At 40.5% G+C, this 14,443-nt stretch carries 15 protein-coding genes and 1 pseudogene; 7 read left to right on the plus strand and 9 right to left on the minus strand.

The features are described 5' to 3' along the window. Positions 1–79: 79 nt before the first annotated feature. From UF75_RS20090 to UF75_RS27555, 3 genes are all read right to left on the minus strand, one after another. Positions 80–712 carry a hypothetical protein gene (locus UF75_RS20090; RefSeq protein ID WP_045576340.1) on the minus strand — a complete coding sequence of 211 codons (633 nt, stop codon included), beginning with the start codon at positions 710–712 and terminating at the stop codon, positions 80–82. 527 nt (positions 713–1,239) lie between these two features. After that, a complete protein-coding gene (locus tag UF75_RS20095) occupies positions 1,240–2,358 on the minus strand; it encodes a hypothetical protein (protein ID WP_045576341.1) in 1,119 nt (372 codons plus the stop codon). 400 nt (positions 2,359–2,758) lie between these two features. Then, the gene (locus tag UF75_RS27555) at positions 2,759–4,387 is read right to left on the minus strand and encodes an ISL3 family transposase (protein ID WP_082075257.1); all 1,629 of its coding nucleotides are present in this window, start codon (positions 4,385–4,387) and stop codon (positions 2,759–2,761) included. 680 nt (positions 4,388–5,067) lie between these two features. On the opposite strand from UF75_RS27555, the gene UF75_RS20105 reads away from it, so the two are divergent. After that, a complete protein-coding gene (locus tag UF75_RS20105; protein WP_045576342.1) occupies positions 5,068–5,436 on the plus strand; it encodes a hypothetical protein in 369 nt (122 codons plus the stop codon). 127 nt (positions 5,437–5,563) lie between these two features. Here UF75_RS20105 and UF75_RS20110 read toward each other — a convergent pair whose 3' ends face one another. The 6 genes from UF75_RS20110 to UF75_RS20130 form a co-directional block, all read right to left on the minus strand. After that, a complete protein-coding gene (locus UF75_RS20110) occupies positions 5,564–5,767 on the minus strand; it encodes a hypothetical protein (protein ID WP_045576343.1) in 204 nt (67 codons plus the stop codon). 113 nt (positions 5,768–5,880) lie between these two features. Further along, on the minus strand, positions 5,881–6,012 hold the full coding sequence (locus UF75_RS30870) for a hypothetical protein (RefSeq protein ID WP_282433838.1): 132 nt from the start codon (positions 6,010–6,012) through the stop codon (positions 5,881–5,883). Between the two features lie 28 nt (positions 6,013–6,040). Then, a complete protein-coding gene (locus tag UF75_RS20115) occupies positions 6,041–7,501 on the minus strand; it encodes a DEAD/DEAH box helicase (protein WP_045576344.1) in 1,461 nt (486 codons plus the stop codon). Between the two features lie 543 nt (positions 7,502–8,044). Beyond that, positions 8,045–8,950, minus strand: coding sequence for a dipicolinate synthase subunit DpsA (dpsA, locus tag UF75_RS20120; RefSeq protein WP_045576345.1), 906 nt, complete (start codon positions 8,948–8,950; stop codon positions 8,045–8,047). 315 nt (positions 8,951–9,265) lie between these two features. Then, positions 9,266–9,610: a hypothetical protein gene (locus UF75_RS20125; protein WP_045576346.1), complete on the minus strand. Its 345-nt coding sequence runs from the start codon at positions 9,608–9,610 to the stop codon at positions 9,266–9,268. A 362-nt stretch (positions 9,611–9,972) separates the two neighbouring features. Beyond that, complete coding sequence (locus UF75_RS20130; RefSeq protein WP_045576347.1) at positions 9,973–10,185, minus strand: DUF1657 domain-containing protein; 213 nt, start codon at positions 10,183–10,185, stop codon at positions 9,973–9,975. A 532-nt stretch (positions 10,186–10,717) separates the two neighbouring features. Here UF75_RS20130 and UF75_RS20135 point away from each other — a divergent pair. The 6 genes and pseudogenes from UF75_RS20135 to UF75_RS20160 all read left to right on the plus strand — a co-directional run bounded on the left by UF75_RS20135 (position 10,718) and on the right by UF75_RS20160 (position 13,899). Next, positions 10,718–10,924, plus strand: coding sequence for a DUF1657 domain-containing protein (locus UF75_RS20135; protein ID WP_045576348.1), 207 nt, complete (start codon positions 10,718–10,720; stop codon positions 10,922–10,924). Between the two features lie 14 nt (positions 10,925–10,938). Beyond that, complete coding sequence (locus UF75_RS20140) at positions 10,939–11,796, plus strand: DUF421 domain-containing protein (protein ID WP_045576349.1); 858 nt, start codon at positions 10,939–10,941, stop codon at positions 11,794–11,796. An 18-nt stretch (positions 11,797–11,814) separates the two neighbouring features. After that, a pseudogene (gene spoVAC / locus UF75_RS20145) lies at positions 11,815–12,293 on the plus strand (stage V sporulation protein AC). Then, positions 12,294–13,298, plus strand: coding sequence for a stage V sporulation protein AD (spoVAD, locus tag UF75_RS20150; protein WP_045576350.1), 1,005 nt, complete (start codon positions 12,294–12,296; stop codon positions 13,296–13,298). It abuts the pseudogene before it with no gap. A gap of 12 nt (positions 13,299–13,310) precedes the next feature. Beyond that, complete coding sequence (gene spoVAE, locus UF75_RS20155) at positions 13,311–13,664, plus strand: stage V sporulation protein AE (RefSeq protein ID WP_045576351.1); 354 nt, start codon at positions 13,311–13,313, stop codon at positions 13,662–13,664. 31 nt (positions 13,665–13,695) lie between these two features. Further along, positions 13,696–13,899 (plus strand): DUF1657 domain-containing protein, encoded by a 204-nt coding sequence (locus UF75_RS20160; RefSeq protein ID WP_045576353.1) that lies wholly within the window; start codon positions 13,696–13,698, stop codon positions 13,897–13,899. The last annotated feature ends 544 nt before the right edge of the window (positions 13,900–14,443 follow it).

A 14,443-nucleotide genomic window follows, 5' to 3' on the forward strand; every position in this document is an offset into this window, starting at 1 on the left:
TATACACTGAAATTTTAATTGCCAATTCTAACCTTTTTCGGTTTGTTCCGATATCTTTTTTCATTAAAGATGTTATTTATTAATGTTTGATAGTTTTATCAAATTCGACTTTATGTAAATATCTTGACTTTGCAAGATCCCCCGGTACAGGAAACTTAATGTCAGGACATAAATCAATTCCGGCCTTGCGGTAGGCTTCTGACCAAAGTGTTGAGCAAAGGCTACTATCCTTGTTGTCGTAGGGCCATACCCAGTTAAACAAGTAGCGTGAGGCTTCCCAGATTATCAAGTAGTAGTCGTATGAGGACCCGATCTTCCCCGTCACAAAGCTAATAATCTTTCTTCGGTCATCGTTGGATAATCGTTCACAAGTGAACACGTCAGCACGTCCAGTATAATCCTGTATTTTTTTTAACCTTACTGTTGACAAAGGAAGAATTTCTACTACTTGATTGGGGTTAACCACACCTACAACATGGCTATAAGGGCTTCTTGTCACTAACTTAATTATTTTATCCACCAAAGTATTACCACTTATTAAAAGGATGTCTCCGGGTTGAATTCCAGAAGCTGGAACCGACTCAATTATAGACTGTTCGGGCCTTCTAACTGACATGCCGTCATTTGAGTTGGCTAAAAAGTTATTAGTTGCCAACCACAATATTATAAAAAAATTTATCGAAAATAGCATCATTTTAACAGTTCCTTGCATCCCTATGACCTCCTACCAGTTCAAGCCATAATATACCCTGTTTTGCTTTTTTCATGTGGACCAAAAGCCACTTACAAGAACGGCATCTTGGAAGTCAGGATTCCCAAAGAAAAAACCGATACAAAAAAAGATCCATTTTAGCATTAATTCCGAACTCATTGGATCATCTCCCTAGCCCGTTGCCCTTTGCGGTGTTTCTATTTCGCATGATCGCCATTAGTACCGGTTATTGGATAGGCTGGCGGAACAGCCTCCAATTGCCTTGAACTTAGTCCCAGAAGCTTTCCGGGACACTATTTATTCTAATCGGACATATGAACTGTTTAGGTAAACTTATCTACCTACCAACATTTTCTTTCTTAACATGGGGCATTGCCAATATTGAATGGGAAAATCTAGAATATTTTCTTCCAGAATAAATAACCCACAATCCCCAGGAATAGAGCAATACTAAACAGTATGTAGCGATGTTTTAGGATGAGATGTAATCCAACGGAAATAAAGTCTGGCAATAAGATCTCCTCCTTTTAATGTGATGCGACTTCTACCTGATTTTGATCTGAAATCTCCACGATTTTTTCCCAAGCACTTCTTTCTAGCCTATCGAAGTAACTATCGACCCGTTTCCGCCAGTTTGCCTGTATAAATTTGTCACTTAAAATACTAAGCAATTGTTCTCGTACAGGGCGTTCCTGAGTTATGGGATAAACTAAGCCTTGAGTAGTAAGGTATTGCTGGTTAAATTGTTCTTGCCCAGGTAGAGCGGAATAGACAAAAATAGGTATCCTCTTCCAAAGGGCTTCGCTTATTGTTACACCACCAGGTTTAGTCACAATTGCATCGACTTGGTCATATAAGAGAGCCATTTCTCTCTTCGATGAAATATAAGAGAGAGGATAAATGTTTTTAATCTGCCAGGATATGATCTCTGTAAAGAGCCTTTTATTATTACCACAGAGAACAGTGCAATAAAAATCCGGGGGATTTTTCAAGGCTTGTAAAAGCTCGGTCATATCTCCTAACCCGTTATTTCCACCTGCTATCAGGATATGGTAAGGCGGGAATAATTTCTGCTGGCGTGCCGTGGGAACTAACCACTCATCAACCGGAATACCGGTTATAAATACCTGGTGTTTGGGTACTCCATATTTTTGTACTAACTCGTTTTTTAACGGAACATCCGCAACAAAATGGTAATCGATTCCCCTACGTCCCCAAATGTTATTGATAAAAAAATCGGTATAAACGTTAATGACAGGGGTCTTAATTTTCCCTTGAACTTTCAGACACGAAATCAAAAGAGATGGATAAGATTGGGTACAAACTATTAGATCAGGCTGCTTTTCTGACAGCAGCCGTTGCATCTTTGTTAGGAACAAACTTTCATACACTTGCCTATATTTTGTACTACTTGACGGGTAAGCGAAGTAATCATAAGCCCAATTGTAAGTTGCTGGAGAGTAACTAATCCAGTTTAAATAGAGGTTCGTAACGGCTCTTTCCAGTCGTGGGCTAAAATAGCTCAGGAAGTCAATACTCGCAAATTCTCCTTGAATCCGTTTTTCAAGAGAGCTAATTAAGGCATTGGCCACCGAGTGATGCCCTGTAGGTACGGTTAAGAACGGCAAAAATAAAATCTTCTTCAAGTTTCATCTCCTCTTTCTTTACGGACTACTTTATAGGGTAAAAAGTATTTGAAACTTTATTAGTATTCTTCACAGCAGTCCCTTTTAAGCTAACTATCTACAAGAAATTTAAAATCTTATTTGGAAAATAATTTAAAGTTTAGTAGATAAATCAGGTCTTTATAATCTTACAAACCGGGGACCGATAGCTTGCAAACTCATATTATAAAGTTAAGAGTTAATCATCACGGAGGAGGAATAGAGGTGTTTTGTTATCACCCTTGGTTACTATTTCCAGTTCGCGTAGAACACCCAGACCTGTAGTAAAACTAAAATAATTTTCATATAAATCAATATAACATTCAGAAACAACAGAAGAGGTTCTTCCGCATATTTGAGTATGAAGAGGTAAAATAAAAAGCTAATATATAATTTTAGCCCTGAGAAGATCCAAACTAGCTCTTCCATACATAGTACGTTTGATCATTTTCAGCCGATTGTTATTACCTTCAAGAAAACCATTACTATATTGACTGATAATCGAATTTTTTACAGCTTCAAAATCTCTAACAATACCATTCGCAAATGATTTTAAATTTTTATTAATGCTTTTGAGATATTTTTCTACAAACAATTCTAAGCGTGTGACACTTTTGTTGACATAGATATTTCGAAAGTCTGAAATACAATCCTGCATTTCTCTTAAGAAAGGATATTTCTCCAAAATGAAAGAAATATCTGGCGGTGAAATATCAAAGTTAGACCAAAGATATTTTAATATTCGGTTCCGCTCTATGAAATGGCCTTTAGGTTTGTCTTTTTTAAGTTTGACACCAAGAATATTAGTGTGTATATAGTGATCAATACCATTTTTCTCTACGAGTTTTTTGCAATAATCATATAAGTTAGTGAGTTTTCCGGTATGTCCTCTCTCAACGAGTAATTTGTGAATACCTTTGATTTCTGCCTTTAAGGATAATTGTTCCATAATGATGGATTTATATTGATCAAGTTCGGATGTACGTGAAGATGAATTATTTCTGCGGCATAGATTATCTGGATCACCTTTTGAGAGCTTCCTAATTTGCCTATAAGTAGTGTTCATCATATCGCAAATGGCTTTACTTGTATAACCTTGCGACAAGTACGATTGAATCTGAATAACCGTTTCTCTTCGGTGTTTCTCATCATCGGTTAACTCGTTTTTTTTTGAATCAGGCTCATTCATCGTCGGTGATTCGGATAAAATGGGATCTGAGTCTGCTGAAGAAATCATTATCTTTGCTGGAACTTCTCGTCCCAGAGCGTCTTTGATTGCTTTTAATAGATTTTGATGAAGGTGGAATCTATCGGCAATCTGCATCGCCTGCGGCAGTGCTTCCACGATGGCTTTTGCATAACTACTGGCCCTATCTCTCGTTACTATTTTTATGTGTTGGTTGTTTTTTAGCCATTCTTTTAAGGCACTTCCGTCACGACCATCTAAGAGAGCAATTGGTTTATGAGAAGCACCGTCGCATATGAGTGTTCCGTAAGTATGTCCTTTTTTATAAGCCCAATCATCGACACCTATGAACTCACCGCATTCTGGATCGATTGATTCGGCATTGCGTAACAAGATCTTAATAACAGTATCACCACTTATATTAATACTCATCTGTTTGCAAATGCGGGCTGTCCCTTCACAGCTTGTATTGAGTGCAAGCGTGATGATAAAGTCTTCCAAGCGAGAAGTCATTCTACGGTATTTTCCGGTAAAGCCACAAAGCTCTTCCGCGAAAACTTTTTGGTCACAGGATGTATTTTCACAATGATATCGATACGCTGTAATATTTAGGTATACCGATTTCCCTAAGATCGGTAGATCTTGAATTCTACGACTATACGTGCTGTGGTAAGATTTTGTTGTCTGTCCGCATTTAGGGCAAGCATGGCTATGAGTTATAGATTTAAGCAAGATAATGATACCGCTACTGTTCTCTATAACTTGATTTATTCTAACTTCTTTAGGATAAAAACTGCTTAGAAATAATGCATCTTTTTCATTCATTTTCGATTACCTCAGCGGTATAATTTTACATTAATTATACCATAAAAAGGGCTTGTACTCAAATTCAAGGAAGAACCACAGAAGAGCCATCGTTTTGTCACTTTGAGCGAGTTACTGCTTCTCGACTCGGATCGGCGGTAGCACGTTTACTGGAGGGGATAGAACAGTGGAGATAGATGACGATAGAGCTTTATTGCTTATGTTAGGCGACACTACGGGAACTAAACCGTTTGCAAAGCGAACAAAAAAAGTCTATTGAACAAATGACGGAACGGATCGAATACTTCCAAACCCCTAAGGAAGGAATACCATGAAAAAGAACGGTGAGCAAACCCAAAAGAACAAATTAAAGCAACCAACTACCCTGGAAACGATGAATATCTAGACCAGAATGCCTCTACCCAAGATGTTAACAAAGGCAATTACACTAAGGTTGTGAAAGCGGTCTATGATGAAGTAGATCCAAGTTAAGGTCAAGCGAACGCTGGGATTAATTGCAGCACATATGAGTATGCCCTCTCTCGCTTAGGTGGGGGAGGGCTATTTTGTATTCACCAAAAGGTTAACTTTTGCTTTATACAAGTTGTACTCCTTAAACTGGATTGGGATTCCGGGTTGGCATAATTACCAACGTATCGGGGAAATTACGGATAAGGTATTTAGGAAGGGATTGGAGCAACTTGGAAATTAGAGAAAATATCATTATTCCCTTGGGATATGGAAAATTCGTACGCTCCGATAAGATCATTGCGTTGGAGCCAATCGAGGAAGACCGAGGTCCCGGACGGAGAACACGCGTGTATGTAGAACAAATAGGTATTCCCCTAATTGCTTCACGGACCGAAACAGCGGTTTTAGCCAATATAGTGGAAACCCCCAAAGAAGTTATGGAAGCCACAGCTGCCCTAGAACTTTTACATGACATCTATGATGATATTCATCAGATAGGTCCTATGCTTCGAAAAAGTATTAGAAAAGAAGCCCAACTTGATTTGGATAAAATAGAAAGACGAATTGAAGAAATTCTAAAACATAAGGTTGAGTTTTAAGCCCTGTCAGAGATGTACCTATCAATAAAGCCCTCGGCGGTGCCGGGGGCGATTTCGTAATAATGGGTTAATAGGTTTATTAGAATTTCGTATGGTACACCTGTTTTTCATAGCGATTTGGTTATTATTAAGTTAAACCTGCGATACCAATTACTGATTCTGCCCCACACCCAGGACAGATGTAACTGTAGTTCGGTATTTGCATCTCGATAGACTCAATATCATCATCACTAAAATCATTTATCTTGTTCTGACCTTTAGCCTTCAGTGTTTCCGTATCCCATGCTATGCTACTATACTCAATATTGCATTTCGGACATTTATAGTTCATAACAGCACCCCCTTAAAATTTTAATATTGACTAGATTAAATCAGATTGTTTCAGTTCTGTACATGATTCCCTTAAGGATTATTTGAAGGATAATGACCAATCATTTAACCACCTTATACTTGGAAACGGAAATACAATGCTGGTACTACTGTTGTAAGCACAAATCCTCCATTAGCCCCTAGCATCGCAATCGGAACTCCCGCTGCGGCTAAAACCATGACCATGTGGGCCAGGTGGGGGAACATTCCCCCTTATCCCTTTCTCTTATTATCCCTACCCCTTTGAGCGGGCAGCTCTGGCACCGCCTCCACGAACATCTCCTTTACCTCTTCTAGCCCAGGTATCAACCTTTTGTCCATGACCGTCCCTGTTATAATTCCTCTGCTGAGGTCTTGCATTCCCCATGCTTCTCCCCCGAATTGGTGCCGCTTCCGTCAAACGAACTTCGACGGCTTCAGGTTCCTTCGTTATAATTTTCAACGCGGCGGACAAAAGGGTCACCGAGTCATTTTCTGTCAGTAACTCTTCAACTACCCCTTTATATTTCTCAATATCTTCTTCTGCAATCACTCTTAGGATCTCCGTCATAGTCAGGCGTTGCTGACCCTCCACCGCCTCTGTGATTGTGGGAATAGGCTTACGTATGATCCTCCGTTTAATAACCTGCTCAATGAATCTTAGCATACCTATCTCCCGCGGCGTGACTAACGTAATGGCTAAGCCGGATTTTCCTGCACGACCGGTTCGGCCCACACGATGGACATAACTTTCCGGATCTTGTGGGATATCAAAGTTAAAAACGTGAGTCACTCCGCTAATATCCAGTCCCCGAGCAGCCACATCAGTCGCGACCAAAACTTCGATCGTTCCCTCTTTAAACTGTCTCAAGACGCTGTCTCTCTTGCTCTGGGTCAAGTCACCGTGAATTCCTTCGGCTGAATAGCCTCGCTTACTCAACGCCTCGGAAAGTTCATCCACCCGCCGCTTGGTTCGACTAAAAACAATGGCCAATTCCGGTGATTGGATATCTAAGAGACGAGATAACACCTCGAATTTTAGTTTTTCCGATACTTCCACATAATGTTGCTCAGTATCGGATACCGTTACTCCCGTTGCTTTGATACTAATCAGCTCCGGCTCCTTCATAAAACGCGAAGCTATATTTTGAATCTGCCGGGGCATGGTGGCAGAAAAGAGCAAGGTCTGGCGTTCCTCTGGAATTTCCTTAAGTATTGTTTCGATATCTTCCAAAAAGCCCATGTTAAGCATTTCATCGGCTTCATCCAAAACTACGATTTTAATTTCATTAAGGCGGATTGTCTTCCTCCTCATGTGATCCATCAACCGTCCTGGAGTCGCCACAATAATGTGGGGCCTTTTTTTAAGGGCCCTGATCTGCCAATCGATCCCTTGTCCGCCATAAATAGGCAAGGCGTAAATCCGTTTAAACTGCCCAATCTTATTTAATTCCTCAGCCACTTGGACCGCTAATTCCCGAGTGGGAGCCAGTACGATTCCTTGAATTTGTTCTGCTTGTTCCATAATTCTCTCCACCAAGGGAATTCCGTAAGCAGCTGTTTTCCCAGTTCCGGTTTGGGCCTGTCCGATTAGATCCCTTCCCTGCATTGCAGTGGGAATAGTCTGCTCTTGGATAGGAGTCGCTTCTTCAAAACCCATATTGAGAATCGCTCGAATGACATGGTCACTTAATCCTAATTCTTTGAATGTTACCAATGTTGCTCATTCTCCTTCCTTTTATCTGCATTTGTATGTAAAAATATAACCCCGCGGTATAACGTGTGGTTGATTTAAAGTAATTGTTAAGAGGTGACTCTTGGAAACAATTTTTATAGAATTAACAACGCCGCGCTTAACAAAAAGATGGGAAACAAAGCATATTATAACCTCAAAAATGAAAGCGAATACTATCTCAATGAAACAATATAGAACAATTCCAATTGACATATAAAAAGGCAATTTTAATTAGCCAACAATTATAACAATTTGACTGACATGATATAAAGGATGCCCTGCTGATTTAATCAGGGCATCCTTTATCGTTAAGAATTAACGATAATCTACAAGTATCGATTTAAGTTGTTTTCCTGTACATGCTAAAATAAACACTACATAGGGGATTTGCCCATGCAACTATAGAGTTTGGTCAACCCACATTGGTTATTTGGCCATAGGAAATGAATTATTGGTTTTTGGCAATCAACAATGTTCCGATATTCGAGCATATTGGCCAAGTTCATTATTTGCGGAGATTGCCCATTATGCATGGAGTTTACTTGTAATAAGTTGGCGAAGAATAAGTTGTGGGTACACTTTAGCAAGCATTTTACCTGCCGTTTTGGGGGCAACAATACCAGGAAGTCCTGGGGCGAGGAGTGCCTTGATACCTAACATTTCTGCGTATTCAAAGTCTGTGCCTCCTGGAATAGAGGCTAAATCAATGATGACCGCATCATGATTTAGGCAATCTAGCATCACTTGGTCAAGAATACGATGAGGAACAGTGTTAAATATGATTTCCGCACTTCCAATCTCATCTTCCAGATCGGAAAAATGCACTGCCCTAATTCCCATTTCCTCGGCTCGGGCCAAGTCAGCGGGTTTCCGCGCTACTCCGGTGACATGAGCTCCCATACCCTTCAACATACGCGCAATAGTCCAACCAAGACGACCTAATCCTAGAACGTAACTTTTACTTCCGTGAATCGTGATCGTCGTGGCTTCCATTGCCATTTGAATCGCCCCCTCTGCCGAAGGAATAGAGTTAAGAATGCAAACCTCATTAAGATTTGCGGTTTCTATGATCCGAATTCCGATCATTTCTGCAGCAGACTTCAAAGCCGGGCGTGCCCAACCAATAAAAAGAGGGACACGACTTGGTATTGCCTGAAGTACCTCTTTATTCAAGACGATGGGAGAATCCGAATATTTCGCTTTCACCCCCCCGCGTTCGTCGGTGCCAAACATCGGAAAAAGCAAGGCATCAACTTGGCCAATCGCCTCTAAAGCAGACGATGCCAATACCATACCAGGAATAGGAGATGCTTTTTCGAAGCCGACCCCGACTATGTACGCTCCCTGTTTGATAAGTTCAGGAATGAGATAGAGTTCGCGATCATCCCCTCCTATAGCAGCTAGGCGAACTCCATTGAGAACCGAAACCATTTAAATGCCCCCTTTAAATGTGTGAACCATTAGCTACCTTCAGTATATGAAGGTAGCAAGATTACAGTGACATTGGTTTAAACAAGGAAATCGAAGGAGCAGAACGATTTTAATCGCCCTGCTCCTATAGTTATATTTATATGGTTCAAAGGTCAAGAAACTCATTTTTATTCATAAAACAATTTATTGAATTGATTCGGTATTGCCGCTTGCTGAATAAAACCCGAATGAGTGTGTTGTAGTGGGGCAACGCTTGCCTGAATCATTGCCATAATTGGTTAGCGATTAAACATTGTTTCTTGTCAATGGTGGTAGTTACTGATAGTTTACCTGTGTGCGGTTACGGAGTTCTTGAAGACGGTTCCATTGTTTTTGCATAACGGATAATCGTTCTGTAAACGGGAGTGTCTCCCAATGTTCATAAAGATATTCATTAGCCCAATCATAGCGGCTTAAAGTATTTTGAATAATTTCAGATTCAGCATCTTCATTCAGTTCTTCGTGGTATATCCGTTCGGCCAACTGTTCAAGGCGATTTTGCTGTTTTTGTAAGACAATGTCTAAGAAACTTGGGTCAAGATTATCCCATTCAGCTAGCAAAGCATCGTTTGCGGCATCGTAGTTTAGCAGGGTTTGTTCTATAACTTCCCGGTTGTTCATAAGAATCCTCCCCTTGTTTTAAGATGTACATTTTAAGATTGTGCATTCTTGTATCCTTTGCTGACAACAATAAATATAGACTTTGCATCATCGGCCAGTAATATACGGATTTATAAATTAAGTACCCCTTGGCGAGAGGTATGATATTACCGCTATGTGGGGGAACCCGTCATCGTTCCTGCTGAAATGCAGCTTTGGGAGATTCCAAACTAGAAATTCTGGTGGTTTAAGTTGATAAAGTGTAACCAAAAGGCAGTTCCCTCTAAGAAGGAACTGCTCTTTTGGTATCTAAATGGATAACTTTAGACTATTGATTTTTTGATAAGCGTCTCTAACGTTGGGCTCTTCTATTCTAAGTAGTTTTAAGCTTGGGGTTTTTGATTTAAGTCGTTATTTTGCGTTAAATACCCTAATCGGCTATTTAACATCGCCACATGTTTTTGCATATCTACCGTCATGTCCTTAAACATCTGTTTAGCGGATTGGTCTTGTGTGGATTCTGAAAATGTAGCATAGGTCCCCAACGCAGATTGAGCAGCAGCAACCGCTTTCTGCATATCTTGTTGAACGGTCATCTAAAACCCTCCTTTTATGTGTATAAAAGTAGTATGAAAGAAAACGCCTATTCTTATGTAGGTAATATATTCCTAAGTCTCTCTCATGAAGGAAAATGAAACTACACTTAAACGTTCAATTACAACCAAAGAACTCAGGTTCGACAGTCTTTACACTAGAAATACCTCACCCAATTAGGTTCAAACCGCCGACAAAGTAGTCAAGATCGAGCACGTAACGTAGATAGATAACTTCTTGTAAGTTGGTGGCAGTATTTCTTCAAGAATCGCCTCATCTACCATTCTAATTTTATTATATCTAAGTAGTAAATCTGTAAGCTGGTAGGTTTTGTCTATTCACTTCCGTATAATTAACAAAATCCTGGGCAACATTACTGTCAATAAAACTCTCGTCCTACTCATTTGGCCCTCATCGGAAACGGTGGGGGCCTCTTTTGTTGATTGACAATCTCCCTTTACTTACCAAATCAAAAACAAGTATCAAAAAGGAAGTAATTGTAATAATAAGGTTGACTAATTGGAGGTTGATAATATGACGGTTGCTTCTCAGGTAAAACAAACCCTAGCCACTTTAAAAGGAGCTCGTGGAACGTTAAATATGTATACAGCGCAAACAAGGGATGATGAAACTCAATCAGTTTACACGAATTCTCTAGAAATTGCTGATACCATTATTAATGATTTGGAAGATCGACTTAAAACTCTCGAATTTGAAGAGCCACAGTATAAAGGTAATTAAAAGGGTGTGAAACCATGCACGAACCGCTGGCTGTCATTATTAGATCACTTTCTCTATTTGTTTTAGTTTGGTTATCAACAAGACTTATAGGCAAAAGAACTATTAGCCGAGTAAAACCCTTTAATTTTATGGGCTATATTGTTTTAGCCATTGTCGCTACTTTACTGTCTTTAAACTTAGTAAATCTCATTTCTGGGTTTATAGTTTTGCTGACATGGCTTGTCCTCCCCATAGCCCTAGATTATTTATCGATCAAGAGTCAGGTGATACATGAGTTGATCAATGGAAAAGAAACCGTCTTGATTAAGCATGGCAAGATCATGGAAGAAAACCTTATACAACTCAGAATGACCGGAGAGGACCTTCTAGCAGAATTACGATCAAAGAATATCTTTAATCTTACTGACGTAGAATTTGCAGTCATGGAAACAAACGGTGAGCTTAATGCTTACCTAAAATCTGATAAAAAACCAGTGACTGCACACGATTTAAGTCAAAAGGTTGCCCCTCAGGCTGAACCACAAACTGTAATTATGGATGGAAATATCCTCAATGAACCTCTGTTCTCGTTAGGTCTAAACCAGGAATGGCTTAATGTGGAACTTGAAAAATTGGGAGTTGCGCTTGAAAATGTATTTCTCGCTCAGGTCGACTCGTCCGGGGACTTATTCCTTGACCTCTTTGATGATGCCGTTGAAATTCCACAGCCAAAGGTTAAGGAATTACTTTATGCAAGTATTCAAAAGGTTCAAGCAGATCTTTCATCGTATTCACTACAAACAGACAATAAAAATGCCAAGGGCATGTATCTAAGAGACTCTCAAAAGCTCGAGAATCTTCTGGATAAATTGCGTCCTTACTTGCTGAATTAATGAATTAAGAGGTGTTACATGTCCAGCAAAAAGAAAAAAAAGCTCACCCCTACTCAACTGGAATACCAGGAATTCGCCCAAGCAAGGGAGCCAAAAAGACCTATTGTCTTAAATTGTTTTAAGGCTTTTTGGTAGGGGGCCTCATTAGCGTAATCGGTCAGGGTATACAGATGTTCTTTGTTACCTACTTTCATTTTTCCCAAGAAAGTTCTGGAAACCCCACTGTAGCTGTTCTAATAATACTTACCGTTTTACTGACCGGTTTCGGTGTTTTTGACCATATTGCCCAATGGGCCGGAGCGGGTACAATCATTCCAGTCACTGGTTTTGCTAATACAATCGCATCCGCTGCTATCGAACACCGAAGCGAAGGTTATGTTCTTGGAGTCGGTGGCAATATGTTTAAACTAGCAGGTCCAGTTATTGTGTATGGTGTTTTCTCTGCGTTTGTTGTCTCAATAGTCATCATAATTTTCAGAGCATTGGGTGTGATGTAAATGCTTCAGGGTCATCAAACGTGGGTTTTCAAGTCAAGACCTACCATTATTGCCTCTGCTGCGGTGGGAGGACCCCACGAAGCTCAAGGTCCTTTAGCCGCCGATTTTGATCTACTCCATGAAGATATCTGGTTAGGACAGGATAGCTTTGAAAAAGCGGAAAAGAAACTACAGGAACAAGCCTGTGAGACTGCGATCAAAAAGGCGAATATGAAAAAAGAAGATGTTCAATTCCTATTGGCCGGTGACCTAATCAACCAGACAGTTCCCAGCAGTTTTGCCGCTCGTACACTAGGCGTTCCGTTCCTTGGTCTATATGGTGCATGTTCGACTTCAATGGAGGGTTTGGCTTTGGCTTCCCTACTTGTCGATAGCAAATTTGCTAAAAACGTTCTCGTTTGTTCATCCAGTCATAATGCTGCCTCCGAAAAACAATACCGGTACCCAACGGAATACGGTGCCCAAAAACCCCCTACAGCCCAATGGACAGTGACGGGGTCAGGTGCCGCAATGGTAACAGATCACGGAGAGGGTCCGAAAGTAACAACGGCTACGATTGGTCGAGTCATCGATATGGGCCTTACCGACCCTTTCAATATGGGAGCAGCAATGGCTCCGGCTGCAGTTGATACTATTGAGGCTCATTTTAGGGACTTAAAGAGAGACCCTTCCTATTATGACGTCATTGCAACAGGTGACTTAGGAAGGGTAGGACATAGAATCGCTGGTGACTTATTGAAGAAACATGGAATGGACATCCCTGAAGAGATTTTTACAGACTGCGGGATTTTGATCTATAGTAAGGATCAACCTGTAGTATTGGCAGGAGGAAGTGGTTGTGCTTGTGCAGCGACGACAACGTTTGGGCATTTCTTAAATCGAATGCGCAAAGGGGAACTTAAAAAAATATTAATCATCGCAACCGGTGCCCTATTATCACCCATGTCTTTTCAGCAGAAAGAAAGTATTCCATCGGTTGCTCATGCGGTAAGTATCGAACTATAAGGAGCTGTCATAATGGAAAAATTTCTATGGGCCTTTTTGGTTGGAGGAGCTATATGTGTCATCGGACAATTGTTATTAGATGGTCTTAAATTAACACCTGCTCATACTACATGTGCTTTAGTTGTTACAGGAGCGATTTTGGGAGGATTAGGTCTTTACGATCCACTTGTTAAATTTGCCGGTGCAGGAGCGACCGTGCCGATTAGCAGTTTCGGAAATTCATTGGTTAAAGGAGCATTAAAGGAATTTGAAGCCACTGGGCCGATCGGAGTCCTGACCGGCATCTTTCAGATTACGAGTGCAGGGATATCTGCGGCAATCATTTTTGGTTTCATGGGGGCACTCATTTTCAGACCGAAGGGTTAAACAAGTACTCCTTAAAAGGAGGTGATAAATGATGACTGTTGGAACACAGATGCAACAAGCAATAGCAACTGTCCAAAACGCAGCTGCAACCATGAAGACGTTTGCTCTCGAAACTCAGGATCAGAAGGCCAAAAAGAGCTTTGAACAACTTGCTAAGACATTTGACTCAGCTCTAAATGAATTAAGAGGAAGAGAGCAATATATCGGCCAACAGGAACCCCAGTATAAACAATAAAGAGCATGAACACAAAACTAGAAATAAAGCAGAGATTTCTGCTTTATTTCTAGTTTTGTGTTCATGGGCTAGAATATAAAATCTCATCTTCTTGAAATCCACGTCACAAAGGACACCATGATCTATACAAGGAGGGCAGCTCCAAACCCCGGCACGTAAAAGCCGGGCAACAGCCCACTTGTATGCATGATAAATCAACTTGATGATTTGTACGGCGGTTATGCTCCCTCTCTAAGGACAACGGGTCTTAATGTGAGCTCTTTCATTACAGTAACGTGAGTCTCATTAATTACCCGTTCCTTGATCTCCCCTGCCCTACGGGCTACATAACTATAAATTGAAAGTGCTACTCCTTGGATGATATAACGCCCTCCAACTCGCCATTATTCCATAGTGGGTTAGCCCCATTGAACCGAGATTGACGGAAGGCTTATCCAACCGTCTTCAAGACCTCCAAAACCGCATCCAGGAAAATTATCAGTAACACTAAAAGTTACCGCACTCGAAATCATCCGTAGCGGTTAATTTTTGAATTATGTTAACT

This window comes from Desulfosporosinus sp. I2 (assembly GCF_000960765.1).
GTDB lineage: Bacteria > Bacillota > Desulfitobacteriia > Desulfitobacteriales > Desulfitobacteriaceae > Desulfosporosinus.